Below are 25,444 nucleotides of genomic sequence, written 5' to 3'. Positions count from 1 at the left end.
GTGCAGAATGGGCCCCGAATCCGGCGTCTTCACTCTCGGGGGAATGTGACGTGTCCAGAGTCAACCGGTGGTGCCTCGTCCTCGCCGTGGCCGCGCCCCTCGCGCTCGCGGGATGCAGCAGCGAGCCGCCGCCGCTGGAGTTCGGCGCGGCGCGGCCCTCGGGGCCGAAGCTGGACGCGCGGCCGGCCGCGAACAGCTCGCTGCCGCTCGCCCAGTGGCCGAACGCCTGCGAGGTGCTCAGCGACGCGGAGATCCGGTCGGTCCTCCCGCAGGCGACCGACGTCGCGCGGGACCCGGTGAAGGTCACGATCATCGATTTCAACCCGCTGTCCGAGGCCGCTCCCGGCACGACCGGTGACGTCCCGGCGGGCGGCTGCGCGTTCAGGTTCGGGCTGCCGTCGACGTACGAGAGCGCGCACAACAGCAGCGTCAAGGTCACCTTCACGGCCGTCGCCGATCCGGCCCTCGTCCAGCGGCACTACGCCGAGGACCTCGCGGACGCGCGCAAGCGGGCGGGCGAGGGCGCGTACAAGAAGGAGTTCCGGGACCTCGGCACCTCGCTCGGCACCGAGGGCTGCTTCCTGCCGGACGTCTCCGACGGGCCCACCTGCCACCAGGGCCCGTACCAGTTCGAGGTGAGCGGCATGTCCACCGCGGACGGCGTCGGGGAGTACCCGCAGTCGAAGCGGAACTGGACGGAGAAGGTCCTCACCCAGGTCGTCCGGACGCTCGGTCCCCGCATGCGATGACCGTGACCGGGTGCGTACCGGCGAACGCCGCGACGGCCGCCCGTTCGCGGTCGTCCCACTCCCGGACCCTCAGGCCCTCCTGACCGCCCGCCTTGAACCGGGCCTCGCCGCGCACCCAGAGGCGGAGCAGCGCCGCCTCCGGGTCCGGTCCGGCCTCCGCCTCCCGCAGCTCGGGCCCGGTCAGGAGCCTTCGCAGGACGGCGAGGGGGCCGGGCCTGCGCGCCGCGGGCTCCACGTCGACGCCGACCGGACCGGGGCCGACGGCCGCCGCCGCCAGGCCGTCGGCGTGGCTCAGGCTGACGCCGAGCCCGGGACGGCGGCTCAGGTACGGGCGGCCGTGCCCGTACCGCCGGCATCCGTCGCAGAACTGGTCCGGGCCGCAGGCGTGCGGCGGGAGCCCGGTGAACCGGGAGACGCACAGTCGGACGAGGAGGCGGGCGGCCAGCACGTCGTCGCGGCGGCCCGGCACCCGGATCCGGTCGAGCCGCCGCCGCTCCCAGGGCGCGAGCAGGCCCTCGTGCAGCTCGGGGTGGTTCAGGACCTCCCCGGTGGTCGCCACTACGGCCAGCGCGGGCGACGGGTCACGGGGCGGCACTCAGGAAGCGCTCCTGGACGCGCCCGATGGTGCGGAAGTCGTCGATGGTGACCTCCTGGAGGTCGATGGAGCTGCCGGACAGCTCCTCCAGGAGGTCGATGAACTCCAGGAAGTCCATGGAGTCGATGAGCCGGGCCTCGATGAGGTCCTCGTCCGCGTCGATCGGTCCGTCCAGACCGGGGTTCTTCTCGTGGAGCCACGCGGCGATGGGATCCATGGGGACGCTCCTTGCTGTGCTGGGGTACGGGGTCGGGAAGGGGGTCAGGCGCGCGCGTCGCGCAGCCGGTCGAGGGCCCGCTCGGGGGTGCCGTGGGCGAGGATCATCGCGTGCACCCAGCGCTCGACGCCGAAGGCGACGCAGGCGCTGTACGCGGGGCCCGCGGAGCCCGCGCGGATGTCGAGGCGCTCGCCGAAGAAGTTGCGGTGCCGGTTCACGGAGGCGATGGCCGTGCCGTCGGGGGCGCTGAACTCGTGCTTGACGGGGTCGAGCGCCATGAGCCGGGCGCGGGAGCCGCCCTTGTCGTAGAAGGGGTCGTCGGCCACGGCGCGGTCGAGCTCCAGGCCGAGGCGTCCGGCCAGTTCCTGGATGAACTCGGCTCCGTGTTCCAGGTGTTCGAGGGAGCCCTGCTTGGTGCCGAGGTAGAGGACCTCGCGCATGTGGAAGCCCCACAGGCGGCGCAGCCCGTCGTAGTGGGTCTCGTTGCGGAAGCAGCGGCCGGCGGCGGAGAGCCGCAGTCCGCCCTCGCCGACGTCCCGGCCCTCCAGGGAGAGCAGCAGGCCGTAGCAGGTGGCGGAGGGCAGGAGGTGGCCGGTCGGCCGGAGCGGGAGTTCGCCCGGTGCCCCTCCGGCGGCGAGGTCGTCGAGCGCCTCGGGGGTGAACCGTCCGGCGGAGACGCCGAGATGGGGGAAGTTGCGGAAGAAGTCGAGGCGCGCGAGGCCCTCGACGGAGAGCAGCGGCGGTCCCACCACCTCGGGGGCGGAGAGGCGCGCGGCCAGTCCGGTGAGCAGTTCGTCGAGGCCGTGCAGCAGGGCGGTGCGGACCGGGTCCAGCGTGATCAGGCCGGGACCGGGGCTCTTCAGGCCGCCGTCGGGCAGGACGGCGATGCCGGGTGTGCTCATGGAAACGCTCCCTCTGGGCGTGGGCGAACAGTCACGGCGTGGGGTCCTCGTCGACCACGGCACGGCGAAGAAGCCGCCTGATGCTCCATCAGGGACCGGACTGCGCAAGGCGACCCTAAGCCAGCCCCTCGAAGGTTGTCTAGACCAAAGCCGCCATCCGGCCGAGCTGGCCGAATACCCAACTCGACACACCGGGAGGTCACTTGACAGAAGAGATGGTCTAAACCAATTCTTCTGAACGACGTGGCCGACTGACCTCCGGCCACCGCCTCTGGAGGAACCATGACGACACCCGCTCCGCCCCGCCGCGCCCGCCGCCCCTATCTGCACCGGGCGGCGTCGGACCTGCCGTACTTCAGCGCGGACGGGGAGTCGTACCTCGCGCAGACCACCCTGCGGGAGCTGAGGAAGTCCCGGCCGCTGCGGGTGCTGTCCGAGGAGGACTTCGCCCACTGGCAGACGTACGGCTACGTCATCGTCCGCGAGGCCGTCCCCGCGGAGGCGGCGCGACGCCTGCTCGACTTCGCCTGGGACTTCCAGGGCCTCGACCCCGACCGGCCGGACAGCTGGTACGAGGACCGGCCGTTCCGCTCCGAACTGGACCAGCAGCTGCACGTGTACGGCTTCGTGGAGGCGTACCACCATCAACTGCTCTGGGACAGCCGCCAGTCCCAGCGGGTGTACGACGCCTTCGTGGACGTGTGGGACTGCGAGGAGCTGTGGGTCACCCAGGACCGGCTGAACCTCAACCCGCCCAATGTGCGCAACCGCGACCGCGCCCTGATCGAACCCACCGACCGGGGCTTCGACATCGACCTGCACTGGGACATCGACACCACGCTCGGCGTGCCCCCGCAGCGGGTGCAGGGGATCATCGCGCTCAACCACACGAGGCCGGAGTCCGGCGGCTTCCAGTGCTGCCCGGAGCTCTTCCGCCGGTTCGAGGAGTGGAAGCCCGACCAGCCGGCCGACCGCGACCCCGTCCGGCCCGTCGTGGACCGCACGGAGTTCCCCGTCGTCCGCCCCGATCTGCATCCCGGCGACCTGCTGATCTGGAACGGCCTCCTCGCCCACGGCGTGGCCCGCAACACCTCGGCGGACCAGGTGCGGGCGGTCCAGTACCTGTCGATGATGCCGGCCCTGGAGGAGCACGCGAAGCTGCGGAAGTCCCGGGTCGAGTCCTGGCGGCACCTGCGCACCCCGCGCTGGAACCGCACCCTGGTCGGCGACCCCGTCCTGCACGAGTCCAAGCGCTACCCCACGGCCGACCTGAACGAGCTCGGGAGCCGCCCCCTCGGCCTCACCTCCTGGCACGCCGCGGAGACCGACGAGGGCGAGGAGCCGGCGTGCGCCGCGTCTGTCTGACCCTGCCCACCCACCGCGCCTGCCCCGAGACGATCCGGGCCGTCGCGGAGGAAGCCGCCCACGGCGCCCGTCACTTCGACGTCGAGGTGCACCTGCTGATCCTGGACTCCTCCGCACCCCCGGTCCTCGCCGAGCACCGGCGGGCGGTGGCCGCGCTGCCCCCCGTGCCCGGCGTGGTCGTCCACCACCTCGACGAGGCCCGGCAGCGGTCCTTCCTGCGCGAGGTGATCGCCCGCTCCGGCGCCGCCGAGCCGGAGCGGACGCTCGGCCTGATGCTGCCGTCCCGCGTCTCGTACGGCGCCTGCACCAACCGCGCCTTCCTGTTCGCGGAGGCGCTCGGCTGCGCGTCGGTGCACCGCAGGGATTCCGACAGCCGCTACCAGCACCTGGACGGGGAGCCAGTCTTCCCCCTGCACCACGAGCTCACCTCTCTGGGCCGGCCGGCCGCCGAGGTGGCGGGGCTCGTGTCCCGGAGCAGACTCGACCCCGCGTCCGCGCACCGGCCGGTGGCCCTGGTCGGCGGCTCCTTCGTCGGCGAGATGTCCGTGGACGTCGAGGAGATCCACCGGCTCGACCCGCTCGTCTACGAGGACGTCATCGGCCTGTCCGTCCCCGACGACTGTCCGGAGATCTGGCGCAGGAACCTGATCGCCGAGTCGTTCCGGGGCGCCGGGACCGCCCCGTTCACCGGCGACCTGACCACGCTCACCACCGTCAGCCCCACGCGCGTCGACATGTGCAACATCGCCCTCGCCCGCGAGGTGTACGGCCGGGTGCCGCTGCCGCCCGCCACCGACACCATCGGCAGCGACTACTTCCTCCTCCACCTGGTCCACGACGCCCGGCTGCCCGGCGTGCTGCACAACCGGCACATCGTCAACTTCCACACCGCAGAACGGCGTTCCGACAGCGGCTTCCTCGCCTACCAGCTGAGGTTCGCGAAGTTCCTGCTCTCCTCCCCGCACCTCCACTCCGTGTACGCGGGGACCAGGGCGGCCGGCGCGTCGCTGCTCGACACCGGGGGCGGGCTCCGCGCCTCCGCCGTCGCCGACCTCGTCCGGAAGAGCACGCGGATCGACCCTCTGGAGAACGCCGAGCGCCTCGACGTCGTCGACCGCTCCTACCGCAAGCTCGGCGGCCGCTACACCGAGGCGGCGGACTTCCTGGCCGCCCGCCGCGAGCGGATCGTCGACGAAGTCCGGGAGGACATGGCGGAGTTCGCCCTCCTGATCGACGCCTGGGCGGCCCTGGTCCACGAGGCCGCCTCGGAGGGCGTCGCATGACTCGCATGACGAAGACGTACACGGTCACCGTCCACCACGAGGGCGGTGAGCAGCGCCGGGGCCCCGTCACCATGGGCCAGGCCAACATGATCCGCTGCATGCTGCGGGACGAGCCCGAGCACATCAACATCCACGCCGTGTGGCCCGTCCCCGAGGGAACCACGACGGAGTCGGCGATCGACGCGCTGCGCGCCCTGGTGGTGCGGCACGAGGCGCTGCGCACGACCTTCCCCCACGCGCCCGGAGAGGCGCCGCGCGAACAAGTCGTGGCATCCGAAGGCGAGTTCACGGTGACGGTCCTCGACCACGAGGAGCTTCCCGCCGAGCCCGCCCGGTACGCCGACTCCGTGGCGCGCCGGGACCGGGTCGGACGGTTCCGCCTGGACCGGGACTTCGGACTCCGTGTCTCGCTCGTCGCCGTCGGCGGCGCACCGGTGTTCGTCGCCCTGGCGGCGAGCCACGCCGTGACGGACATCAGCGCCCTCTCCGTCCTGGAGGAGGACTGGCTGGATCTGCTCGCCGGCCGGACGCTCCCCGCCGTGACGGCCTTCACACCGCTCGACCTCGCCGCCGAGGAGGCGACCCCGGCCGGGCTCCGGAAGGCCGGGGCCTCCCTGCGGCACTGGGAGCGGATCGTCCGCACCGGCCCCCAGGCGATGTTCGCGGAGCCGGGCGCCGTGGGCACCGAGGTCGAGGCGGAGCAGCTGACGCTCCGCTCGCTGCGGGGCGCGCGGGCGCTCGCCCGCGCGGCCGAGCGCACCGGCGGCCTGCCGTCCACGGTGCTCCTGACGGCCTGGTGCGCGCTGATCGCGCACCGCACCGGCCAGTCCTCCTGCGTCGCCGCCGTCCCGACCTCCAACCGGTTCCTGCCCCGGCTCGCCCGCTCGGTGAACACCGTGTCCCAGGACGCGCTGCTCTCCCTCGACGTGCGGGTGCCGTCCTTCGACGCGCTCCTGCGCACGGCGTGGGGGGCGGCGCTCGACGCCTACCGGCACAGCCGGTTCGACGCGGTCCGCCTCTGGGAGATGATCGACGCCGTCACGTACGAGCGCGGCAGCCGCTTCGCCCGCGACGTCGTCTTCAACGACGTCAGCACGCTCCCCGGAGGCCCTCCCGCGGGCGACGCCGACGGGCCCGAACTCGACGTGGTCCGGGGGCCGGCGCAGGTGCTGCCGACCCGTGTGCTGACCTTCGTCCACGAGACGGCTCCCGTGCTCCGGCTCGGCCTGTGGGTCGATCCCGCGCTGTTCGCGCCGGACGAGGCCGAGGGCTTCCTCACCGGTCTCGTACGCCTCCTGGAGGCGGCCGCGACGCGGGACGTGCCGCTGGCGGAGCTCACCGGGGTGACGGGCGTCAGGCCGGTCGAGCGCGGTGGGCGCTGGCTCCGGGTAGACGGCTCGTGGGTGTCGCCGCCCGAGGTCGCGGACGTCCTGAGCAGGGCGCTCGGAGGCGTACCCGTACACGTCGCTCCGGAGGGTCCGGACGAGGACGGCCTCACGGCCTTCATCGCCCGCGGCGGCTCACCGCTCACCCCGGAGCGGGCCCACGCGGCGCTGATGGACGCCCTCCCGGGCCACCCCGGCGTGCTGGCCCCGCGCCGGTACGTGATCGTGCGGGACGCACCGGCGGAGGCGGACCGGACCGGTGCGTGGCTCCGGCAGCCGATTCTCACAGAAGGGGCCGGCCGGGCCCGGCACATGACATGACGACGAATGACGTGACCGTGGAACGGGAGAAGAACTCCCTTCCCAGCCCCTGGCGTTCGAGCCGCTTCCGGCTGTTCTTCGCCGCCCGCAGCACCTCGCTCCTCGCCGACGGCATGCTGATGGTCTCGCTCACCACCGCCGTGCTCGGCGCGGGGTACGGGGCGGCGGGCGTGGGCTACGCGCTGGCCGCGTGGATGGCGCCGATCGTCCTGCTGGTGCTGTTCGGCGGCGTGCTCGCCGACCGGTTCACCCCGCAGGTCATGATGGTCGGCGCCGACGTGGTGCGGATGGCGGCCATGCTGGCGCTCGCGGTGCTCCTCACCGCCGGCGACCTGCGGCTGTGGCACATGATGGCGCTGCTCGCGCTCAGCGGCGCCGCGACCGCCATGTTCCAGCCCGGTCTGGCGAGCCTGGTGCCCCGGGTCGCCGAGGACATCCAGCGGGCCAACGCGCTGCTGCGCGTCTCGGAGTCGATCTGCACCCTGCTCGGCCCCGGCGTCTCCGGTCTGCTCGTGGCCCACTGGAACGTCGCCGGGTCCTTCGTGGTCATCGCGGCGGCGTACGCGTGCAGCGCGCTCGGCCTGGCGCCGCTGCGGAAGCTCTGCACGGCCCGGGACGAGAGCGACGAGCCGATCCTGCGGCGCCTCGCCACCGGATGGCACGAGTTCCGCTCCCGTTCCTGGCTGTGGGGGGTCATCGCCGTATGGGCGGTCTACGGCCTGTTCGTCTTCGGCCCGGCCCTGCCCCTCGGCGCGGCACTGCTCACCGAGCAGCACGGCGCCGGCGGTTACGGCTGGATCGCCTCCGCCGACGGCGCCGGCACGATCGTCGGCGGCCTGCTCGGCCTGCGGGTCCGGCCGCGCCGCCCGCTCGTCGCGGGCGCGTGCGCCATGTTCTTCTTCTCCCTCAACCCCCTGGCGCCCGCCCTCGGATGGTCGTTCGCCGTCACGGCCCTCACCGGCGTCGTGGCCGGCTGCGGCTTCGCCTTCTGGGGCGTCATGTGGGCGACGAGCATCCAGACGCACATCCCCCTCGCCGTCATGAGCCGCGTCTCCGCCTACGACGTCGCCGGATCGATCATGGTCATCCCCCTGGGCCGCGCGCTGTCCGGCCCGGCCGCCGACAGCCTGGGCGCCGATCGCGTCCTGCTCTTCTCGTCGGTCATGGGTCTCGTGCTGATCGCCGTCATGCTCTCCGTACCGGCCGTCCGGGCACTGCGCCGGGCACCGGAGCGGGCCACGGAGGCGGACGGCCGTGAGGACAGCGGGCTCACGGAGGCGGACGGCCGAGAGGACGGCGGGCTCAGGGAGCGCTGAGCGCCATCGCCAGGGCCACCGCGGCGAGCAGCCCGAGGTACGCGCACGCGTGGACGCGGTCCGGGATCCGGGGCGGGCGGCGGCGCAGGACGGCGATGACCGGAAGGGCTCCGAGGAGCAGGGCTCCCGCCGCGTACGGGTCGACCAGACCGACCAGGCCGGCGCCGGGGCCGGTCGCCGGGGCGGCCGGGGGCGGGGAGCCGGCGAGGGAGACCGCGGCGGCGGGGAGGGCGACGGCGAGGGTGAGCGGGTTCGCCAGGGCGGTCGCGACCTTCATGGGGTGACCGGCCCGGCGCATCGCGGGGACGGTCATCACGCTGCCGCCGACCCCGAGGAAGGCGGCGACCGCGCCGATCGGGGCGCCGGCCGTGGCCGGCAGGCCCCGCGCCGGCTCGGTGCGGGGCCTGCCCGCGGTGCGCAGGAAGCCCGGCCGGAGCAGCAGGTCGAGGGCGGTCAGGGCGACGTACGCGACGAACGCCCAGCGGGCCAGGGCCGCCGGGGCGAAGCGGGAGGCGTACGCCCCGGCGCAGGCGCCCGCCGCGAGCAGGGGCAGCAGCGCGCCGCTGCCGCGCAGGGCGAGGAGCACGGGCCGTGGGGTGACGGCGGTGGCGAAGGCGGCGCTCACGACCATCACCAGGGCCGAGGTGGCGGTGGCCACCGGCAGGGCCGCCGTGCCGAGGGCGGCGTCGGCCCACACCACGACCGGGACCGCCACGAAGCCGCCGCCGAACCCGAACAAGACCGTCGTCGCCCCCGTGAGGAGCCCGATCGCCATCAGTATCGCCATGTCCATGGGTCAAGATCACCAGGTGGCCGGTGCTTCCCGCATGCGATGGTCAGCAGGATTCCTTCGCGTCTCGGCCAGCGCGCCGGTACGGTCGGCCCCGTGAAGAACATCCCGCTGGACGACGTCGACCATCTCGACCGGGCGGTCCTGCCGATCGGCACCGACTATCCGGCCGGGCGGGTCCTGGACTGGCACGAGCACCGGCGGGCGCAGTTCCTCTACGGGGCGACGGGCGTCATGGTCGTCGACACCGCCGACGGCACGTGGACGGTCCCGCCCGAGCGAGCCGTCCTGATCCCGGCCGCCACCCCGCACCGGGTCCGGATGCTGGGCGTGAGCACGTGCAGCCTGTACGTGGAGCCGGGCGCCGTCCCGTGGTGGCCGGCGCGCTGCACGGTCGTCGACGTGCCGCCACTGCTGCGCGAACTGCTGCTCGCCGCCGTCGAGTTCATGCCCGACTACGGCCTCGCGGGACGGGAGGGCGCCATCGCGACGCTGCTGCTGCACGAGATCGCCGCGCGCTCCCCGCTCCCGTTCCACGTCGCGATCCCCGCCTCCGGGGACCTCGCGGCGCTGTGCCGGGAGTATCTGGCCGCCCCGGACGCCGCCGTCACCAACACCGACTGGGCGGCCCGGGCCGCGCTGAGCGAACGGGCTTTCACCCGGCGCTTCCGTGCGGAGACGGGGGAGAGCCCGGCCGTCTGGCGGTCCCGGGCCCGGCTCCTCGCGGCCGTGCCCCTGCTGCGCACCGCGACGGTCAGCGAGGTCTCCGGCCGCCTCGGGTACGCCTCCCCCGCCGCGTTCACGGCCGCGTTCACCCGGTCCTTCGGCACGCCGCCGTCCCGCTTCACGGCGGGCCGGGGCTGACGCCTCCCGCCGGGCGGCGCGTCAGAAGATCCCGCCGAGCAGGTCGAAGAACCGGTTCATCAGGAACGCCAGCAGGGCCGCGACGCCGATGAGCACCACGGTGACCCAGGAGCAGCCGCCCCCGGACCCCACGTGGTGCTCGTCCCCGCCGCCCACCTCGACGTCGAACAGGTCCATGCCCCCACCCCCGCACCGTGTCGCGCGGAGCCCCCCGGCTCCACCGGAAGCACTGTCACACGCCGGACGGCGGCCGGGGAGCCCGGTCCCGTACTCAGGCGTCCGGGTGCGGATACTCAGCCCCGGGCGGGGCGGCCCGTTCGTGGGAGCGGGTCCGGCTTCCGTACGATTCCCACGTTGCCACTCTTACGTCTGAAGGAGATCCCCATGGCCCAGGTCACGCTGAAGGGCAGCCCCGTGCAGGTCGACGGTGCTCTGCCGGCCCCCGGCAGCCAGGCTCCCGACTTCACGCTCGTCGCCGAGGGGCTGGCGGACAAGTCGCTGAAGGACTTCGCCGGTCTGCGCAAGGTCCTCAACATCTTCCCGAGCGTCGACACCCCGACGTGCGCCTCCTCCGTCCGCGCCTTCAACGAGAAGGCCGGGCAGCTGGAGAACACGGTCGTCCTCTGCATCTCCGCCGACCTGCCCTTCGCGCAGGCCCGCTTCTGCGGCGCCGAGGGCCTGGAGAACGTCAAGAACCTCTCGACGCTCCGCGGCCGCGAGTTCCACACCAACTACGGCGTGGAGATCGCGGACGGGCCGCTGGCCGGTCTGACCGCCCGCGCCGTCGTCGTCCTCGACGAGAACGACACCGTGCTGCACGCGCAGCTCGTGGGCGAGATCGCCGACGAGCCGAGCTACGACGAGGCGCTCGCCGTCCTGAAGTAGTCCGCGCCCCGGCAGGACACCGAGGAGCCCCCCACCGTGAACCGGTGGGGGGCTCCTCTCGTGTTCCGGGGCTCAGGCGCAGCCCGGACAGAGTCCCCGGTACGTCACGTCCGCCTTCGAGACCGTGAAGCCGAACCGCTCCGCGGGCGGCAGGACGGCGAGCGGGTCCCCCGTCGGGCGGACGTCGCGGATGAGCCCGCAGCCGGAGCAGACCAGGTGCTGGTGCGGGTGGCGCGCGTTCGGGTCGTAGCGCTTGGCCCGCCCGTCCGTGGAGAGCTCCACGACCTCCCCCAGGGCGACCAGCTCGCCGAGGGTGTTGTAGACCGTCGCCCGGGCGATCTCCGGGAGGCGCTCCACCGCGCGCGCGTGGACCTCGTCCGCCGTGAGGTGCACATGATCACCGGCCAGAACCTCGGCGACGACCCGGCGCTGGGACGTCATCCGCCAGCCACGCGCGCGCAGTCGCTCCAGCAGATCGCTCATGTCTCACCTCTTCGATATCGGGCAAACTTGGCGTGCTTCTTGACTTGGACAACGTCCATCGTAGGATCGGTTTCGTCAATGGCCAAGGGACAGGAAGACTCCAGCACGGCGGGAGAAGCACACGTGAGACCCGCGCCAGGCCCGTCCGCCGAACGCACTTCCTGAGCACTGTGATCCGCCAGGTCCGGAAGGATTCCCATGTCTGAGAACCACGAAGCAACCGTCACCGACGCGAACGCGGAGGGCCAGGGCGGCTGTCCGGTCGCGCACGGCCGCGCCGCCCATCCCACCCAGAGCGGTGGCAACAGCCAGTGGTGGCCGAACCGGCTGAACCTGAAGATCCTCGCCAAGAACCCGGCCGTGGCCAACCCGCTCGGTGAGGACTTCGACTACGCGCAGGCCTTCGAGGGCCTCGATCTGCCCGCCGTGAAGCAGGACATCGCCGAGATCCTGACCACCTCGCAGGACTGGTGGCCCGCCGACTTCGGCCACTACGGCCCGTTCATGGTCCGCATGGCCTGGCACAGCGCCGGCACGTACCGCATCAGCGACGGCCGCGGCGGCGCCGGCGCCGGCCAGCAGCGTTTCGCGCCGCTGAACAGCTGGCCGGACAACGGCAACCTGGACAAGGCGCGCCGTCTGCTGTGGCCGGTGAAGAAGAAGTACGGCCAGAACATCTCCTGGGCCGACCTCATGATCCTCGCGGGCAACGTCGCCCTGGAGTCGATGGGCTTCGAGACCTTCGGCTTCGCCGGCGGCCGCGCGGACGTGTGGGAGCCCGACGAGGACGTCTACTGGGGCCCGGAGACCACCTGGCTCGGCGACGAGCGCTACACCGGCGACCGCGAGCTGGAGAACCCGCTCGGCGCGGTGCAGATGGGCCTCATCTACGTCAACCCGGAGGGCCCGAACGCCAACCCGGACCCGGTCGCCGCGGCGCGTGACATCCGCGAGACCTTCCGCCGGATGGCGATGAACGACGAGGAGACCGTCGCCCTCATCGCGGGCGGCCACACCTTCGGCAAGACCCACGGCGCCGGCCCGGCGGACCACGTGGGCGCGGACCCGGAGGCCGCCACCCTGGAGGACCAGGGCCTCGGCTGGAAGAGCACCTTCCGCTCCGGCAAGGGCCCCGACGCCATCACCAGCGGTCTGGAGGTCACCTGGACCACCACGCCGACCCAGTGGGGCAACGGCTTCTTCAAGAACCTCTTCGAGTACGAGTACGAGCTGACGAAGAGCCCGGCGGGCGCCCACCAGTGGGTCGCCAAGGACGCCGAGGCGATCATCCCGGACGCGTACGACCCGGAGAAGAAGCACCTCCCGACGATGCTCACCACCGACCTGTCGCTGCGCTTCGACCCGGTCTACGAGCAGATCTCGCGCCGCTTCTACGAGAACCCGGACCAGTTCGCGGACGCCTTCGCCCGCGCCTGGTACAAGCTCACCCACCGCGACATGGGCCCGGTCGTGCGCTACCTCGGTTCCGAGGTCCCGTCCGAGGAGCTCCTCTGGCAGGACCCGCTGCCGGCGCGCTCGGGCGAGCTCGTCGACGCCGCGGACATCGCCTCCCTCAAGGAGAAGATCCTCGGCTCGGACCTCACGGTCACCCAGCTGGTCTCCGCCTCCTGGGCCGCCGCCTCCTCCTTCCGCGGCAGCGACAAGCGCGGTGGCGCCAACGGCGGCCGCATCCGCCTGGAGCCGCAGCGCAACTGGGAGGTCAACAACCCGGACGACCTCGCGCAGGTGCTGCGCGTCCTGGAGGGCGTCCAGGAGTCCTTCAACACCGCGCAGAGCGGCGGCAAGCAGGTCTCCCTCGCCGACCTCGTCGTCCTCGCGGGCGTCGCGGCGGTCGAGAAGGCGGCCGCCGACGCGGGCCACTCCGTCGAGGTGCCGTTCACCCCGGGCCGTGTGGACGCCGCCCAGGAGCAGACGGACGTCGAGTCCTTCGCCGCCCTGGAGCCGGCCGCGGACGGCTTCCGCAACTACCTGGGCAAGGGCAACCGCCTCCCGGCCGAGTACCTCCTCATCGACCGGGCGAACCTGCTCACCCTGAGCGCGCCCGAGCTGACGGTCCTCGTCGGCGGCCTGCGCGTCCTCGGCGTCACGCAGCCGCAGACCTCGCTCGGTGTCCTCACCGAGACGCCCGGCAAGCTGACGAACGACTTCTTCGCCAACCTGCTCGACCTGGGCACGGAGTGGAAGTCCACCTCCGCCGACCAGACCACGTTCGAGGGCCGCGACACGGCCACCGGCGCGGTCAGGTGGACGGGCAGCCGCGCCGACCTGGTCTTCGGCTCCAACAGCGAACTGCGCGCGCTGGCCGAGGTCTACGCGAGCGACGACGCGAAGGAGAAGTTCGTGAAGGACTTCGTGTCGGCGTGGGACAAGGTCATGAACCTGGACCGGTTCGACATCGCCTGATCCTCACCGCACCGCCGGGGCCGGCCCGGGTGGCTTTCACGCCACCCGGGCCGGCCCTTTCGCGTCGACACCCCTCCCGTGACGCCTTCCTGACGCCGCATGAGACAACCGAAGGGTGTCCTTCACCGTCCTCACGACACGAGAGGGGCGGCGGGAAGGCCGGGAATCCGGCCTCCTCCCGGTGCCCCGACGAGACCGATCGTGAGGAAGACCGCTTTGATACGTGTCACACGCGGCGTGACCACCGCCGTGGCATTACTCGCCCTGACGGCGGCGGCGCCCTGGCCGGCGTCCGCCCAGCCTTCACCCGCGTCACCGCCGACGGCCCCGGGGAGCCGCCTCGACGGTGTCGCCCTCCCCGACGGCTGGCGGATCACCGGGGACGGGGCGGGCAGGCAGCTGGTCTGGACGTCGCCCGAGCGCGTGCCCGTGGGCGACGCCCGGGTCGAGTTCCACGCCGGGGACCGGCTCCTCGGCCGTCCGCTCCCCCGGCCCGACGGACGCTCCTACGCCCTGCCCCTCGACGGCGTCCGGCTCGACGGGGGAACGGAGCTGCGGGTGACGGCCGGCGGGCGGAGGCTCGACACGGCGGGCCGCGCCGGCGCCGCCGCCGAGCGCCCCCTCGCCCCCGCCGCCGCGAACCCGGCCCCGCTGCCCGCGAACCCGGTCGACCCGGGAGTGCCGGGCCGCTACCGGACGGTCGGCGGCGAGTACGCCCTGCGGTCCGTACGCCTGCCCGGCCTCCCGCAGCCCGTCGAGATGCGCGCCACGGTCGTCGGCCCGGCCGACGCCCCGGGGAAGCGCCCGGTGGCCCTCTTCCTGCACGGCCGCCACGCCACCTGCTACACCCCGGGGACCGAGGACCTCCGGCTCACCTGGCCGTGCCCGGCGGGCACCCGGCCGATACCCAGCGAGCAGGGGTACCTGCGCGCCCAGCGGCTCCTGGCCTCCCAGGGGTACGTGACGGTGTCCATCGCCGCGAACGGCGTCAACGCGCAGGACGCGGACCTCGAGGACGCCGGCGCCCAGGCCCGCTCCTCCCTGGTCCGCCTGCACCTCGCCCGCTGGGCCGGCTGGGCCGCCGACCGGTCCTCCGCCCCGGCGGCCGTACGGAAGACCGCGCCCGCCGACCTCTCGCGGGTGCTCCTCGTCGGGCACTCCCGGGGAGGCGAGGGCGTCAACCGGGCCGCGCTCGACAGCCTGAACCCGCCGCCCGCCGCCCAGGACGGCTACCGGGGCCCCGTACGGTGGAAGATCCGCGGCAACGTCCTGATCGGGCCCACGGTGTTCGGCCAGAACCCGGCCCCCGACGTGCCGTCCACGACCATCCTGCCGGGCTGCGACGGCGACGTGTCCGACCTCCAGGGCCAGATCTACGTCGACGGCACCCGCGGCGTCAGCAAGGGGGCCGCCCTCCACAGCGCGGCCTACGTGATCGGCGCCAACCACAACTTCTTCAACAGCGAGTGGACTCCCGGGCAGGCGAAGGCACCGGCCGACGACGACTTCTCGTCCGAGGACGGGACCGACCCGGTCTGCTCCCCCGGCACGGCGACCCGTCTGACGGCGACGCAGCAGCAGGCCGTCGGCGCCACCTACGTCGCGGCCTCCGCCCGGCTGTTCGTCGGCGGCGACGACGCGGTCCGGCCGCTGCTCGACGGCACCGGCCGCCGCGCCCCCTCGGCGGGCCCGGCGCGGGTCCTCACCCACGCCGTCGGCGCCCGCCGCACCCCGGCGTTCCAGCCGGGCCCCTCGGTCGCCGTCTCCGGCGGCGGCCGGCTCTGCGCCCAGGTCGACCCCGACGCCGCCCGCGCCTGCCTGTCGCCCGAGGAGGGCTGGTCGCCGCACTTCGCGTACTGGGAGACGGCTCCCGAACCGGGCCGTGACGCCGTCGCGATGAAGTGGACGGGCGCGGGAGCCCGGGTCACGGTCCGCCCGTCCCGGCCGGTCTCCCTCGCGGGCGCCGAGTCCCTGGCGCTGCGCGTGATCGTCCCGCCCAACAGCACCGGCACCACGCTGGACGTCGCCGTGACCGACGGCTCCGGCCGCCGCGCCCAGCTGGGCCGCACCCGCGTCGACGGACTGCCGGGCAGCCCGCGCACCGCCGCGTACTGGGGCCGCGAGGTCCGCGTACCGCTGTCCGCCGCGACCCGGGCGGGCCTCGACCTGAAGCACATCGGCGCGCTCGAACTGACCCCGCGCGGCGGCGCCGGCCGCGCCTGGCTCATGGACGCCTGGGGCTGGCGCCCCGGCACCCCGGCGGTGAACCCGAAGCCGCTCGCGCGCGTCGACATCGGCCGCCTGACGGTCGCGGAGGGGAACTCCGGGGTCCGTACCTACCGGGTGCCGGTGACGGTCTCCGGACAGGGCGGCGGCCAGGTCCGTCTGTTCACCCCGGTGCCGGGAACCGACCGGGTCACCTCCCGCGTGGTGACCGTGCGGCCGGGACGCCATGACATCGACGTACCGGTCGAGGTGCGGGGCAACACGCGCTACGGCTACGACGTGCGGCACGACGCCTTCGTCAAGGCGGTGCGCGGCACCGTGGTCGGAGCGCACCGGGGCGGCGTGACCGCGCGGAACGACGACGCCATGCCCACGATGCGCCTGACGCCCGTCGCGGACGACGTGGCCGAGGGCTCGGCCCTGAGCTGGCGGGTGACGCTCTCCGGGCCGGCCGACGTCGACATCTCGGGCGGGGTCCTCCTCAAGCCGGTGACCAGCGGCCAGGAACTGTCCACGAAGGACGTGGACCCGGCCTGGCTGGAGGCGAACTTCGGCGAGAAGCCGGACCCCCTGAGGCCGCTGTCCAAGACGGTCGAGGGCGAGACGAGCCTGTGGCTCTCCGTCCCCGCCGGGCAGACGACGACGGAGGTGAGCGTCCCCACCGTCCGCGACGGGGCCACGGAGCCGACGGAGTCCCTCCGGGGCGCGCTCTTCACGTACGACGAGTCCTGGGAGCGGGTCCCGGGCCCGGAGTTCACGGGCAGGGTGCGGGACGCGGCGTGAGCTGACACCACCTGCGCCACACCATGGCGCCACATGACACCACTCGGTGCCATGTGGCGCCATTCCGCATCTCCGGCAGCAGTCGCACCCACCTGGCGCCACGGCCATCCAAAAGAACATCACCCCATCGACGCAGGTCAGAGTGGGTATCAAGCGAAGGCGCCCTTTCGGCCCCACCCTGACGCTTGCGCATGGCACCAGAGTGGTGCCATGATGACGTCATGGATCTCACCCCGTATGTCGACACTCTCCGCCGCGAACTCGCGGTGGCCGCCGAAGCCGGCGGCGAGGAGGCGCGCGAGCTGGCCGAGCGGCTGACCGCTCCCCTGGAGTCGGCCGCCCGGCTGACCATGCTCAACGTGCTCTCCGCCGCCACGGACGAGATCACCCGCGAACTCGCGCCCGGTTCGGTCGACGTACGGCTCCGGGGCCTCGACCCCGACTTCGTGGTGACGCCGCCGCCCACCGGCGGCACCCCCGCGCAGCCGGACGCCACCACCGAGCCCCTCCCCGCCCCGGCCCTCGCCGAGGGCGACGAGGGAGGCACCGCCCGCGTCAACCTGCGCCTGCCGGCCCACCTCAAGACCCGTGCCGAGGAGGCCGCGGCCCGCGAGGGCCTGTCGGTCAACGCGTGGCTGGTACGGGCCGTGTCGGCGGCGGTCGGCGGCTCCACCCGGCCGCGCACGCCGGAGAAGTCCCAGAGCGCCGGACAGAGCATCACGGGCTGGGTGCGCTGACCGCGCCCCCACCCGCACCGCTTCACCCACACCACGTCCCACCTGCGGGGACGACCTGAAGACTCAAGAGGACGGGACAGCCATGCCTTCTTTCGACACCCCCGCACCGATCTCGGTCACCGCCTACGTCTACGCCGGCTCCCTCCAGTTCATCGCGAGCGACCGCCCCGACACCGTCGTCGAGGTGCGGCCCCGCACCCCCAAGAAGGACCTGGACGTACGGGCGGCCGACCAGACCGAGGTCACCTGCACCGGCGGCGCCCTGACCATCACCACGCCCAAGGCCAACCTGCTGGGGCGCGGCGGCACGGTCGACGTGACGGTGGAACTGCCCACGGGGTCGCGGATCGACATGACCGGCGCCGCGTCCACCCTGATCGGCGAGGGCCGGCTCGGCGAGGTCCGCGTGAAGACCTCGGCCGGTGACGTCCGCCTGGACACCACCGGCTCCCTGCACCTGACCGCGTCGCACGGCCAGACCACCGTGGAACGGGTCGAGGGCACGGCCGAGATCACCAGCAGCACCGGCAACCTGCGCGTCGGCCTCATCGACGGCCCCGCCGTCCTGAAGAACTCGCACGGCGCCACGACCGTCGGCACCGTGACCGGCGAACTGCGCGTCAGCGGCGCCAACGGCAGCATCGACATCGCGCGCGCCGAGTCGTCGGTCACCGGCACCTCCACCAACGGCGCCCTCCGCGTCGCCGAGGTCTCCCGCGGCGAGGTCCAGCTGGAGACCTCCAACGGCTCCATCGAGATCGGCATCCGCTCGGGCACCGCCGCCTGGCTGGACGTCAACTCCAACCGCGGGCACGTACGCAACACGCTCACCGCCTCCGAGGCCCCGGAGGAGACCGAGGAGACCGTCACGGTCCGCGCGCGGACCAACTGGGGCAACATCGACATCCGCCGCGCCAAGGCCTGAGCACCGCACCTCCACAGCCCCGCTCCCCCGCCCCCAACCCTTCCCCAGGAGGGCCCCATGCCTACTTCTGTCATGCCCATGCCCAATCCGAGGGACGGTCGGACCGCCCCGGCCATCGCAGCGACCGGGCTGCGCAAGTCCTACGGCGACAAGACCGTCCTGGACGGCATCGACCTGACCGTCCCCGAGGGCTCGGTCTTCGCCCTCCTCGGCCCGAACGGCGCGGGCAAGACGACCGCCGTGAAGATCCTGTCCACCCTGATCACCGCCGACGGCGGCCAGGCCCGGGTGGCCGGCCACGACATCACGGCCGAAGCACAGGCCGTGCGGGCCGCGATCGGGGTGACCGGCCAGTTCTCCGCCGTCGACGGCCTGATCACGGGCGAGGAGAACATGCGCCTGATGGCCGACCTGCACCACCTCTCCAAGGCCGAGGGCCGCCGGGTCACCGCCGAGCTCCTGGAGCGCTTCGACCTCACGGACGCGGCGAAGAAGCCGGCCTCGACCTACTCCGGCGGCATGAAACGCCGCCTGGACATCGCGATGACCCTGGTCGGCAGCCCGCGGATCATCTTCCTCGACGAGCCGACCACCGGCCTGGACCCGCGCTCGCGCCACAGCATGTGGCAGATCATCCGCGAGCTCGTCTCCGGCGGCGTGACGGTCTTCCTCACCACCCAGTACCTGGAGGAGGCCGACCAGCTCGCCGACCGCATCGCCGTCCTCAACGACGGCAGGATCGCGGCCGAGGGAACGGCGGAGGAGCTCAAGCGTCTGATCCCCGGCGGACACATCCGTCTCCGCTTCACCGACCCGACCGCCTACCGCGCCGCCCTGGCCACCCTCACCGGCGCGGCACACGACGACGAAGCCCTCTCCCTGCAGATCCCCAGCGACGGCAGCCAGCGCGAACTGCGCTCGATCCTCGACTGGCTGGACTCCGAGGGCATCGAAGCGGACGAACTCACCGTCCACACCCCCGACCTGGACGACGTCTTCTTCGCCCTCACCGCCACCGAAACCGCCACCGCCCAGCCGAAGGGATCCGTCCGATGAGCACCCTGTCCCTCGCCGCCCGCGACACCACCACCATGCTGCGCCGCAACCTCCTGCACGCCCGGCGCTACCCCTCCCTGACCCTCAACCTGCTGCTCACCCCGGTCATGCTCCTGCTGCTGTTCGTCTACGTCTTCGGCGACACCATGAGCGCGGGCATGGGCGGCGCGGGCCGCGCCGACTACATCGCCTACCTGGTCCCCGGCCTGCTGCTGATGACGATCGGCTCGACCACGATCGGCACCGCCGTGTCCGTCTCCACGGACATGACCGAGGGCATCATCGCCCGCTTCCGCACCATGGCCATCCACCGCGGCTCGGTCATCACCGGCCACGTCATCGGCAGTGTCATCCAGTCCGTCCTCAGCGTCACCCTGGTCGGCGCGGTCGGCCTCGCGATCGGCTTCCGCTCCACCGGCGCCACCGCCGTGGAGTGGCTGGCGGCCTTCGGCCTGCTGGTCCTGTTCGCCCTGGCCATGACCTGGATCGCGGTCGGCATGGGCCTGGTCAGCCCGAACGCCGAGGCCGCCAGCAACAACGCCATGCCGCTGATCTTCCTCCCGCTGATCTCCAGCGCCTTCGTCCCCGTCGACCAGATGCCCGGCTGGTTCCAGCCCATCGCCCAGTACCAGCCCTTCACCCCCGCCATCGAGACCCTCCGCGGCCTCCTGCTGGGCACCGAGATCGGCCACAACGGCTGGCTCGCCCTCGCCTGGTGCCTCGCCCTGACCGTCCTCGGCTACCTCTGGTCCAAGTCCGCCTTCAACCGCGACCCCAAGTAGCCCACCGGACGGACGCCTTCACCAGGCCCGTCGCCACCGCCCCACCGGGCGGCCGGCGACGGGCGAAGGGGTTTTCGACGGATCTCCGACGACGGGGTCAGCAGCGGAAGCGGAGCCGGCAGACGACGGCGTTCGTGTCGCGGCGGACGGCGTGGGCGACGACCGCGCCGCGCTGGTTCTGCAGGGCGCGCTGCCAGAGCCGCTCGGGTTCGACCTCGGGGATGAGGACGGTGACCCGGGTGCCCGGTTCGGTCGCCCGCAGGGCGCGTACGTAGGCGGTGACGGGCCGGCCGAGGGAGCGGCGTTCGGAGGGGAGCCGGACGAGGGGGACGCCCGGGTTCCAGAGGGCCCAGTCGCGTTCGAGGGCCTCGGTGACCGCCAGGTCCTCGGGGTCCGGGTGGCAGACCGTGAGGGCCCGGACCTCGTCGCCGAGGGAGACGGCGGCGGTGAGGGCCTCGCTGGTGAGGCGGTTCAGGGAGGAGACGGGGACCAGGACCAACGAGCGTTCGCGGTGCGGGGGTTCGGGGATCCGGCCGACGCCGAGACGCTCGCCGATCCGGCCGTACGCCCGGTGGACGGCCTCGAAGAGGGCGACGAGCAGGGGCAGTGCGATGACGATCAGCCAGGCCCCGTCGTGGAACTTGGTGGCGGTGACGACCACCGCCGACACCCCGGTGAGCAGCGCGCCGAAGCCGTTGAGCGCGGCCTTGCCCCACTGCCGGGTGGTCCGCCAGTGCAGGACCATGCCGGTCTGGGCGAGGGTGAAGCCGACGAAGACGCCGATCGCGAAGAGCGGGACGAGGGTGTTGGTGTCGCCGCCGGAGAGGACCAACAGCCCGGCGGAGACGAGGGCGAGCCAGACGACGCCGTGGCGGTGGACCTGGCGGTCGGCTTTGAGGCCGAAGACGTGCGGCAGGTGGTTGTCGCGGGCGAGCAGTTTCAGCAGGACCGGGAGGCCGCCGAAGGAGGTGTTCGCGGACAGGGCCAGGAGCACCATGGTGGCGAACTGGAGGACGTAGAAGGCCGCGCCGTGGCCGAGGGAGGCGTCGGCGAGCTGGGCGAGGACGGTGACGCCCTCGACCGGCTGGAGGCCGAAGCGGGAGATCAGTACGGACAGGCCGATCAGCATCACGCCGAGCAGCGCGCCGAGCGCGACCTCGGCGCGCATGGCCCGCCGGACGGCGGGGGCGCGGAACGACGGCACCGCGTTCGCTATCGCCTCGACGCCGGTGAGCGCCGAGCAGCCGGAGGCGAACGCCTTGAGGAGGAGCAGGGCGCCGACGGTGGTGGCGTCGTCGGCGAGGACGGAGGCGTGGCCTGCGGAGGCGGCCGTGGAGACGGGCGCGTCGCGGAAGAGGCCGACGACGATCAGGGCGAGGATCGCGCCGATGAAGACGGCGGTCGGGAGGAGGAACGCGCGCGCCGAGTCGACGATCCCCCGCAGGTTCACGGCCGTGATGAGCACGAGCACCGCCAGGCAGATCCACAGGCGGTCCCCGTACAGCGCGGGAAAGGCGGAGGTGAGGGCGGCGACGCCGGCCGTCACGGCCACGGCGACGTTCAGGACGTAGTCGAGGACGAGCGAGCCCGCCGCGACGAGGCTGGTGCGGCGGCCGAGGTGGGCCTTCGCGACCGCGTAGGAGCCGCCGCCGTCGGGGAAGGCCGCGATCACCTGCCGGTACGAGGCCACGAGCACCGCCAGCAGGCCCGCGATGGCCAGGGTGACCGGGAGCGTGAAGCCGAGGCCGTGTCCGCCGGCGGCCGCGAGGACGAGGACGATGGCCTCGGGGCCGTACGCCACCGAGGCCATCGCGTCGAGCGACAGCGCGGCGAGCCCGGTGACGGCCGTCAGCTTGTGGCGCGCACCGGCGTCCGGGGGTTCCCCGACGGCGGGCGTGGCGGCGTTCTCGGTGGTCAGAGCGGACATGCGGGTGAGCTCCTTCGTACTCAGGTCCGCTCAGGGTGTCCCCCGTCCGCCGCGCCTCCCGCCGTCCCTGGCGGGTTCTTGGCGCCGGACGCCCGTCTCCTCACGCCTTCTTGACGGCCCCCTGCCTCGGGGCAGACGTTCGCCGGGGCCCGGCGGGGGCCCCGGCGAACGGGTTCACTTGGCCTGCGTGGAGAGGCTCACGCCGCTGAAGCTCTGTGCGGCGGCGAGGCTGAAGTAGACCCAGCCGGACGGCGGGTTGTCGATCGTCAGGGTCTCGCCGTTCCCGGCGTTGGTGGACTTCGCCTGGTAGTTGCCGGTGGTGGCCCAGGTGCCGCCGCCGTAGTACAGGTCGGCGTTGCCGGTGCCGCCGCTGCTGGTGATCGTCAGCTGCTTGACGCCGGCCGGCAGGTACACGAAGTGGTAGCTGTAGTTGCCGGTGGTGGCGGCCAGGCCGTCCCGGCGGCAGTTCTGGTCGAACTGGCGGGGGTCGCTGAGGGTGCACAGCGGGACGGGAGCGGCCGTGGAGGCGTCCGGCAGCGTTCCGCAGTCCTTGGTGGCGCAGTCCGTCGACAGCCAGGTCGCGAAGTCCGCGTCGTAGCGGGTGCCGATGGTCTGCTTCAGGACGGTGCGGGCCCCGGCCCAGTCACCGGCGCGGTACTTGCCGAGCACGGTCTGGACGTCCGCGGGGTGCTTCTGCAGCATGTAGCGGACGGCGAGCCAGCCCCAGCGGTAGACGCGGTTCGAGTTGACGTCGGGGTCCTCGTCCTGGCCGTAGACGGTGTCGAAGAGGTCGCTGAGCTTGTACGTGTTCTTGGCGGCCTCGGCGATCGCGTTGGCGTTGCGCTCGTTGCGGTAGCCGTACGAGATGTTCTCGGCGATGCCCTCGACCCACCAGATGGTCGGCGTGGTCATGCCCGCCTCGAAGTCGCCGTACATGTTGTAGCGGCCGTCGAGGTAGTGGGTGTACTCGTGGTTGAGGTTCCAGATCTCGAAGGCCGGGCGCAGCCAGCTGGCCTCGTGGGCGATGAAGCGGGCCTGGTTGCCGGGGACCGCCGGGTTGCCCTCCTCGTACATGCCGCCGTTGTCGACGTCGATGTCGTAGATCGCCCAGGCGTACAGCGCGTACTGGGTGTAGTCGTCGAAGGCGACGACCTCCAGGTTGGTGTTCACGTCACCGGGGATCGCGCCCTTGTCGCCGATGATCCGGTGGAAGTAGGCGTCCTCGCCGACGAGGCTGGTGCAGGTGCTCGCTAGCTGGTCGGGGGACATGTCCTGGGCGCGGATCTTCAGGCCGGCGTTGCACGTGTACTGGGTCGGCAGGACGACGGGAAGCACGCGCTGGCCCAGGTCGCAGATGGCGTAGGCCGCGCAGTTGCCCTTGTCGTACTGGCGCGTGTACCAGCCGAGGTTCATGGTGAGCGGTGCGGTGGGTCCGACGTTCGGGTACCGGTTGATCAGGTCCTTCAGGAGCGGGCGGACCCGGTCCTTGAGCTCGGGGATGTCGAGGGCGTAGCCGAGGTAGCGGCCGACGTTGCTGACGACGTCCAGGCGGTTGAGCTCCGCGCCGTTGCGCGTGATGAAGCCGGCCCAGGTGTCGAGGACGGCGGGGTCGGCCTTGAGGGCGGCCCGCCAGCCGCGGGCGTCGTTCTTGGCCTTGAAGCCGTTCTCGACGACCCACTCGACGTGCTGCATGGCGAGGTTCATCTGACCGGGCCACGCGCCGGTGTAGCCGCCGAGCATCCACTTCACGACACCGGCGTACCGGCCCGCCTCGTGGGTGCTGTCGATCAGCGTGACGACCTCGTTGAGGATCTCGCCGTTGGCGTCGGTGACGTCCTTGCTGCGCGGGTTGGCGAAGAAGGCGTCGAGGGCGCCGCGCGCCGCGCCTTCCAGCGCCGTGCCGTAGGCGCCGACGACGTCCGCGTTGTTGTCCTGCACGTAGTAACCGGCGCGCAGGAACATCACCAACTGCCCGGTGGAGGTGCTGTTGTTGCCCGCGTACGTGGCGGAGTCGTCGCGCAGCGCGTTGGCGACGGTCACCATCTGGGCTTCGCGGAAGGTCTTCCGCGCGTTCTCCCCGGTGAGGTTGAACAGCGGGTAGGTACAGGTGATCTGGGGAAGCGCCTTGAGCTCGTTGACCAGCGCGCTGCCCGTGGCGTTGATGACGCCGGAGAGGTCGCCGCACGCGTCGGCGGCGATGGCCGACGACTGCTTGCTCGTCTTGGCGGCGGGCGCGGACCGCGGGGCGGACTCCTCGGCGCCGTCCTGCGAGGAGAGGCGGAAGCGGGGGTTCTTGCTCATGGCATGGGGCGACTTGGGAACCGGGATCGACCGCGGCGAGGCCGTGGTCCCGGCCGCGTGCGCGCCGCCCTGAGCCGTGGCGCCGACGGGGGCGGCCTGGCTCTGCGGCGCGAACAGGCCGAGCGTGATGAAGACGGCTGCACCGAGCGCGGGAAGTCTTCGCGCTCGGGTCTTCGATATCCGGAAGGGAAGCATCTGTGGGGGCCTCCGGGGCCGTTGGGGCCACATGCTGGGAAGCACGGGCGTCTGACACGTGACGTGTAAAATTTCACATGTCGCATTGTTCTGGAAGACCTACGGCAGGATTCGTCGATCAACACGGGGAAAAAGCCCCCGGAGACCCGCGGTTCGGCCCGTGTCACCCGGCGGGCAGCAAGCCGCCGAGGCTGCGCAGGGCGGGTTCGCGGCGGATGTCGATGCGGGCGCAGGCGAGGGCCTCGGCGAGTCGCGGCCGGCCGGCGTGGACGACCTGGCAGAGCCGCTTGCGCTCCTCGCGGTGGCCGCGGGGGCCGGTACCGGCGGAGGCGATCCGGAAGAGCCGGTGCACCAGGCCGAGGGAAGGCCGGAGCGAGGCCTGCGACAGAAAGTTGCCCGTCATGGTGACGACCCCGGCGCGGAAGGCGGTGCTCGCGGCCGCGATGCCGTCGGCGGAGCCGCGCGGCCTCCTCCACCTGGTCCATGATCCTTTGCAGGGCGGGGTGTTCGCCCCCTCGCGCGGCGCTCCCGACGGCACGGCGCGCGGCGAACCTCCCGAGGCCGAGGCGCAGGCCGAACAGCTCGCCGACGTCCCTGAGCATCAGCCGACGGACGCCGCCCCGCGCAGGGGCGGGAGGACCACGAGCCCTTCGGCGGCGAGCCTTACGAGCGCCTCGCGGACCGGGATGCGCGAGACGCCGAGGGCCTCCGAGAGTTCGCGCTCACGCAGCCGGCGGCGCGCGCGTACGCGCCGGAGTGGACGCGCGCGGAGGTGCGCTTCAGCACGGGCCACGTGCGAGACGGCGACCGGCACGGAGGGCGCGGGCGGCTCGCCCGAGTCGGGCGGCTCGGGCGGCTCGGGCGGCTCGGGCGGCTCGGGCGGCTCGGGCGGCTCGGATCATCCGGACGGACCGGGCGGACAGGACAGCTCGG

The 25,444-nt window shown here is 72.9% G+C and carries 23 protein-coding genes; 13 read left to right on the top strand and 10 right to left on the bottom strand.

Annotated features, from left to right (window positions below; all coding sequences use genetic code 11):
• Positions 1 to 50 precede the first annotated feature (50 nt).
• Positions 51 to 749 carry a hypothetical protein gene (locus ACFYUS_RS07850; protein WP_388847017.1) on the top strand — a complete coding sequence of 233 codons (699 nt, stop codon included), beginning with the start codon at positions 51 to 53 and terminating at the stop codon, positions 747 to 749.
• Here the strand turns inward: ACFYUS_RS07850 and ACFYUS_RS07845 are convergent.
• From ACFYUS_RS07845 to ACFYUS_RS07835, 3 genes are read right to left on the bottom strand one after another with little or no spacing between them, the layout of a single operon-like run.
• Positions 709 to 1,344 carry a 4'-phosphopantetheinyl transferase family protein gene (locus tag ACFYUS_RS07845; RefSeq protein WP_388847015.1) on the bottom strand — a complete coding sequence of 212 codons (636 nt, stop codon included), beginning with the start codon at positions 1,342 to 1,344 and terminating at the stop codon, positions 709 to 711. The two genes, ACFYUS_RS07850 and ACFYUS_RS07845, sit on opposite strands and share 41 nt — an antisense overlap.
• Entirely contained in the window at positions 1,331 to 1,561 is a 231-nt protein-coding gene (locus ACFYUS_RS07840; protein WP_352022084.1) for an acyl carrier protein, read from the bottom strand. Before ACFYUS_RS07840 ends, ACFYUS_RS07845 begins: the two co-directional genes overlap by 14 nt.
• Positions 1,562 to 1,605: 44 nt before the next feature.
• Entirely contained in the window at positions 1,606 to 2,463 is an 858-nt protein-coding gene (locus tag ACFYUS_RS07835; RefSeq protein WP_388847013.1) for a hypothetical protein, read from the bottom strand.
• Between the two features lie 282 nt (positions 2,464 to 2,745).
• On the opposite strand from ACFYUS_RS07835, the gene ACFYUS_RS07830 reads away from it, so the two are divergent.
• The 4 genes from ACFYUS_RS07830 to ACFYUS_RS07815 are packed head-to-tail and all read left to right on the top strand — an operon-like array spanning position 2,746 to position 8,133.
• Positions 2,746 to 3,828, top strand: a complete 1,083-nt coding sequence (locus ACFYUS_RS07830; RefSeq protein ID WP_388847011.1) for a phytanoyl-CoA dioxygenase family protein — start codon at positions 2,746 to 2,748, stop codon at positions 3,826 to 3,828.
• Positions 3,810 to 5,111, top strand: a complete 1,302-nt coding sequence (locus ACFYUS_RS07825; RefSeq protein ID WP_388847009.1) for a DUF6271 family protein — start codon at positions 3,810 to 3,812, stop codon at positions 5,109 to 5,111. Before ACFYUS_RS07830 ends, ACFYUS_RS07825 begins: the two co-directional genes overlap by 19 nt.
• Positions 5,108 to 6,817, top strand: coding sequence for a condensation domain-containing protein (locus ACFYUS_RS07820; protein WP_388847007.1), 1,710 nt, complete (start codon positions 5,108 to 5,110; stop codon positions 6,815 to 6,817). Before ACFYUS_RS07825 ends, ACFYUS_RS07820 begins: the two co-directional genes overlap by 4 nt.
• A complete protein-coding gene (locus ACFYUS_RS07815) occupies positions 6,814 to 8,133 on the top strand; it encodes an MFS transporter (protein ID WP_388847005.1) in 1,320 nt (439 codons plus the stop codon). The genes ACFYUS_RS07820 and ACFYUS_RS07815 overlap by 4 nt, the downstream gene beginning before the upstream one ends.
• Here the strand turns inward: ACFYUS_RS07815 and ACFYUS_RS07810 are convergent.
• Positions 8,120 to 8,926, bottom strand: a complete 807-nt coding sequence (locus ACFYUS_RS07810) for a sulfite exporter TauE/SafE family protein (protein ID WP_388847003.1) — start codon at positions 8,924 to 8,926, stop codon at positions 8,120 to 8,122. The genes ACFYUS_RS07815 and ACFYUS_RS07810 overlap by 14 nt on opposite strands.
• A gap of 93 nt (positions 8,927 to 9,019) precedes the next feature.
• Between ACFYUS_RS07810 and ACFYUS_RS07805 the strand changes: the two genes are divergently transcribed.
• Positions 9,020 to 9,787: an AraC family transcriptional regulator gene (locus tag ACFYUS_RS07805; RefSeq protein ID WP_388847001.1), complete on the top strand. Its 768-nt coding sequence runs from the start codon at positions 9,020 to 9,022 to the stop codon at positions 9,785 to 9,787.
• A gap of 21 nt (positions 9,788 to 9,808) precedes the next feature.
• Here ACFYUS_RS07805 and ACFYUS_RS07800 read toward each other — a convergent pair whose 3' ends face one another.
• Positions 9,809 to 9,964 (bottom strand): hypothetical protein, encoded by a 156-nt coding sequence (locus ACFYUS_RS07800; protein WP_388846999.1) that lies wholly within the window; start codon positions 9,962 to 9,964, stop codon positions 9,809 to 9,811.
• A 207-nt stretch (positions 9,965 to 10,171) separates the two neighbouring features.
• Between ACFYUS_RS07800 and tpx the strand changes: the two genes are divergently transcribed.
• Positions 10,172 to 10,672, top strand: coding sequence for a thiol peroxidase (gene tpx / locus ACFYUS_RS07795; RefSeq protein ID WP_388846997.1), 501 nt, complete (start codon positions 10,172 to 10,174; stop codon positions 10,670 to 10,672).
• 72 nt (positions 10,673 to 10,744) lie between these two features.
• On the opposite strand, the gene ACFYUS_RS07790 is transcribed toward tpx, so the two are convergent.
• Complete coding sequence (locus ACFYUS_RS07790) at positions 10,745 to 11,155, bottom strand: Fur family transcriptional regulator (RefSeq protein ID WP_388846995.1); 411 nt, start codon at positions 11,153 to 11,155, stop codon at positions 10,745 to 10,747.
• Positions 11,156 to 11,353: 198 nt separating this feature from the next.
• Here ACFYUS_RS07790 and katG point away from each other — a divergent pair, with 198 nt between their 5' ends.
• The 6 genes from katG (at position 11,354) to ACFYUS_RS07760 (ending at position 20,088) form a co-directional block, all read left to right on the top strand.
• The gene (katG, locus tag ACFYUS_RS07785) at positions 11,354 to 13,579 is read left to right on the top strand and encodes a catalase/peroxidase HPI (RefSeq protein WP_388846993.1); all 2,226 of its coding nucleotides are present in this window, start codon (positions 11,354 to 11,356) and stop codon (positions 13,577 to 13,579) included.
• Positions 13,580 to 13,795: 216 nt separating this feature from the next.
• Positions 13,796 to 16,588 (top strand): hypothetical protein, encoded by a 2,793-nt coding sequence (locus ACFYUS_RS07780; protein WP_388846991.1) that lies wholly within the window; start codon positions 13,796 to 13,798, stop codon positions 16,586 to 16,588.
• Between the two features lie 221 nt (positions 16,589 to 16,809).
• A complete protein-coding gene (locus tag ACFYUS_RS07775) occupies positions 16,810 to 17,325 on the top strand; it encodes a hypothetical protein (RefSeq protein ID WP_388846989.1) in 516 nt (171 codons plus the stop codon).
• Between the two features lie 82 nt (positions 17,326 to 17,407).
• Entirely contained in the window at positions 17,408 to 18,250 is an 843-nt protein-coding gene (locus ACFYUS_RS07770; protein ID WP_388846987.1) for a DUF4097 domain-containing protein, read from the top strand.
• A 57-nt stretch (positions 18,251 to 18,307) separates the two neighbouring features.
• Positions 18,308 to 19,306, top strand: a complete 999-nt coding sequence (locus ACFYUS_RS07765; RefSeq protein WP_388846985.1) for an ATP-binding cassette domain-containing protein — start codon at positions 18,308 to 18,310, stop codon at positions 19,304 to 19,306.
• Positions 19,303 to 20,088 (top strand): ABC transporter permease, encoded by a 786-nt coding sequence (locus ACFYUS_RS07760; RefSeq protein ID WP_388846983.1) that lies wholly within the window; start codon positions 19,303 to 19,305, stop codon positions 20,086 to 20,088. Before ACFYUS_RS07765 ends, ACFYUS_RS07760 begins: the two co-directional genes overlap by 4 nt.
• Before the next feature lie 97 nt (positions 20,089 to 20,185).
• On the opposite strand, the gene ACFYUS_RS07755 is transcribed toward ACFYUS_RS07760, so the two are convergent.
• The 4 genes from ACFYUS_RS07755 to ACFYUS_RS07740 form a co-directional block, all read right to left on the bottom strand.
• A complete protein-coding gene (locus tag ACFYUS_RS07755; RefSeq protein ID WP_388846981.1) occupies positions 20,186 to 22,015 on the bottom strand; it encodes an APC family permease in 1,830 nt (609 codons plus the stop codon).
• A gap of 174 nt (positions 22,016 to 22,189) precedes the next feature.
• Positions 22,190 to 24,316 (bottom strand): collagenase, encoded by a 2,127-nt coding sequence (locus ACFYUS_RS07750; protein ID WP_388846979.1) that lies wholly within the window; start codon positions 24,314 to 24,316, stop codon positions 22,190 to 22,192.
• A 358-nt stretch (positions 24,317 to 24,674) separates the two neighbouring features.
• Positions 24,675 to 24,914, bottom strand: a complete 240-nt coding sequence (locus tag ACFYUS_RS07745; protein WP_388846977.1) for a hypothetical protein — start codon at positions 24,912 to 24,914, stop codon at positions 24,675 to 24,677.
• Between the two features lie 198 nt (positions 24,915 to 25,112).
• Positions 25,113 to 25,304: a GntR family transcriptional regulator gene (locus ACFYUS_RS07740; protein ID WP_388846975.1), complete on the bottom strand. Its 192-nt coding sequence runs from the start codon at positions 25,302 to 25,304 to the stop codon at positions 25,113 to 25,115.
• Between the last annotated feature and the right edge of the window lie 140 nt (positions 25,305 to 25,444).

The organism is Streptomyces sp. NPDC004284 (assembly GCF_042874035.1).
Lineage (GTDB): Bacteria > Actinomycetota > Actinomycetes > Streptomycetales > Streptomycetaceae > Streptomyces.
The sequence above is the reverse complement of the archived record's forward strand: the minus strand, read 5'-3'. Positions and strand labels throughout refer to the sequence as shown.

Bases quoted from the DNA above. Each gene is read 5' to 3' on its own strand.
- ACFYUS_RS07830 (WP_388847011.1), top strand. From the start codon at position 2,746: ATGACGACACCCGCTCCGCCCCGCCGCGCCCGCCGCCCCTATCTGCAC.
- ACFYUS_RS07820 (WP_388847007.1), top strand. From the start codon at position 5,108: ATGACTCGCATGACGAAGACGTACACGGTCACCGTCCACCACGAGGGC.
- ACFYUS_RS07790 (WP_388846995.1), bottom strand. From the start codon at position 11,155: ATGAGCGATCTGCTGGAGCGACTGCGCGCGCGTGGCTGGCGGATGACG.
- ACFYUS_RS07750 (WP_388846979.1), bottom strand. From the start codon at position 24,316: ATGAGCAAGAACCCCCGCTTCCGCCTCTCCTCGCAGGACGGCGCCGAG.
- ACFYUS_RS07810 (WP_388847003.1), bottom strand. From the start codon at position 8,926: ATGGACATGGCGATACTGATGGCGATCGGGCTCCTCACGGGGGCGACG.
- ACFYUS_RS07775 (WP_388846989.1), top strand. From the start codon at position 16,810: ATGGATCTCACCCCGTATGTCGACACTCTCCGCCGCGAACTCGCGGTG.
- katG (WP_388846993.1), top strand. From the start codon at position 11,354: ATGTCTGAGAACCACGAAGCAACCGTCACCGACGCGAACGCGGAGGGC.
- ACFYUS_RS07770 (WP_388846987.1), top strand. From the start codon at position 17,408: ATGCCTTCTTTCGACACCCCCGCACCGATCTCGGTCACCGCCTACGTC.
- ACFYUS_RS07745 (WP_388846977.1), bottom strand. From the start codon at position 24,914: ATGACGGGCAACTTTCTGTCGCAGGCCTCGCTCCGGCCTTCCCTCGGC.
- ACFYUS_RS07815 (WP_388847005.1), top strand. From the start codon at position 6,814: ATGACGACGAATGACGTGACCGTGGAACGGGAGAAGAACTCCCTTCCC.
- ACFYUS_RS07800 (WP_388846999.1), bottom strand. From the start codon at position 9,964: ATGGACCTGTTCGACGTCGAGGTGGGCGGCGGGGACGAGCACCACGTG.
- ACFYUS_RS07755 (WP_388846981.1), bottom strand. From the start codon at position 22,015: ATGTCCGCTCTGACCACCGAGAACGCCGCCACGCCCGCCGTCGGGGAA.
- ACFYUS_RS07765 (WP_388846985.1), top strand. From the start codon at position 18,308: ATGCCTACTTCTGTCATGCCCATGCCCAATCCGAGGGACGGTCGGACC.
- tpx (WP_388846997.1), top strand. From the start codon at position 10,172: ATGGCCCAGGTCACGCTGAAGGGCAGCCCCGTGCAGGTCGACGGTGCT.
- ACFYUS_RS07835 (WP_388847013.1), bottom strand. From the start codon at position 2,463: ATGAGCACACCCGGCATCGCCGTCCTGCCCGACGGCGGCCTGAAGAGC.
- ACFYUS_RS07760 (WP_388846983.1), top strand. From the start codon at position 19,303: ATGAGCACCCTGTCCCTCGCCGCCCGCGACACCACCACCATGCTGCGC.
- ACFYUS_RS07840 (WP_352022084.1), bottom strand. From the start codon at position 1,561: ATGGATCCCATCGCCGCGTGGCTCCACGAGAAGAACCCCGGTCTGGAC.